At 71.3% G+C, this 1,328-nt stretch carries 1 protein-coding gene; it reads right to left on the bottom strand.

Going from position 1 to position 1,328, the window contains the following annotated elements; translation table 11 throughout:
* Positions 1–13: 13 nt before the first annotated feature.
* Positions 14–1,072: an IS110 family transposase gene (locus ACWEVO_RS36565; protein WP_452311957.1), complete on the bottom strand. Its 1,059-nt coding sequence runs from the start codon at positions 1,070–1,072 to the stop codon at positions 14–16.
* Positions 1,073–1,328: the final 256 nt, after the last annotated feature.

Genomic DNA, 1,328 nt, shown 5'->3' with positions numbered 1-1,328 from the left:
GGGCCGGACGCTCCTATGCCGCGTCAAGTAGTCGGGGTGGGTTTTCGAGGCGTCGGTAGAGGTCTCGGGCGATGTAGCGCTTGAGGCAGCGTTTGATCTCGCGGTCGGTTTTGCCTTGGGTGCGGCGGCGCTCGGCGTAGGCGCGGGTGGGTTCGTCGCGTTGCAGGCGGCACAGGGCGATGGTGTGCAGGGCGCGGTTGAGTTGGCGGTCGCCTGAGCGGTTGAGCCGGTAGCGGATGGTCTTGCCCGAGGAGGCGGGGATCGGGGCGGCGCCGGCGAGCATGGCGAACGCGGCGTCGTTGCGGCAGCGGCCGGGGTGGGACCAGGCGGTAAGCACGGTGGCCGCGACGATCGGTCCGACGCCGGTCAGCTGCAGCAGGTCCGGTCGCCAGGAACGCACGATGGTCCGGATGGCTTTCTCGTGTGCGGTGGCTTCGGTCTCGAGGAAGCGGACGCGGCGGGCGAGGTCCCGCAACACGGTCAGGCTGGTGAACACCTCGACGTCGGCGCTGGTGGCGGGGCGTAGTCGGATGGCGGTGGCGAGCATGGCCCGGGTGCTCTGGCCACGGAACCGGGCCCGCACCACCTCCGGGGCGGTGATCACCATGGCGTGCAGCTGCCGCTGGGCGTCCGCGCTGGCTTCCACGGCGGCACGGCGGGCCGTCAGCCGTGTCTGCAGCGCGGCCCGTTCGGGCCCGGTCTTGGGCTGCGCCAGCCGGGCGCGGGCCAGAGCGTCGCGGGCGGCGCGTTCGGCGTCGATCGGATCGGACTTCGCCCCGCCGCGGCGGGGCGGGCGCACCGGCCGGTCCAGCTCGACGACCAGCTCACCAGCCTCGGCCAGGTGCCGGGCAAGGCCGGCCCCGTAACCGCCGGAGCCTTCGAGGGCCCAGGCCCTCAACCCTGAGTGCTGCTCGGCCAGGGCCACCAGCTCGGCGTAGCCGTCCGGGTCGGTGCCCACCGTCGCTCTGGCGAGAACACCACCGGTACGGGTGTCGAGCAGCGCGGCGGTGTGGGTGTCTTTGTGCGTGTCGACGCCGATGACGACCTCGACCACATCTGCCAGCATGGACATGCGTTCTCTCCTCACCGTGGGGACGCGAGGTCCGGTCCGGTGCGGAGATGGCAGGACTGTGATGAGACACGCCAGCCACGAACTGGCGGTCAAGCTCCTGATCAGGCCAAACGTCTCCCGCCCCGGGCCGGCGCCGGCAGCAGCAGGCGGACAAGTCCGGCCGAAGGCACGAAGCCAGTCAGACCTAGGGTCACGCCCACCGCTGCCAGCTATCAGCTCACCACTGCTGAACCGACCACGCCATGCTCACAGTCAG

The sequence above is a fragment of the Micromonospora sp. NPDC003776 genome, from assembly GCF_053605645.1.
Note: the sequence above shows the minus strand (reverse complement) of the source record. Positions and strands in the feature narration are given on the sequence as shown.

Excerpts from the sequence above, each read along its gene's own strand:
- ACWEVO_RS36565 (WP_452311957.1), bottom strand. The coding sequence starts at position 1,072 with ATGTCCATGCTGGCAGATGTGGTCGAGGTCGTCATCGGCGTCGACACG.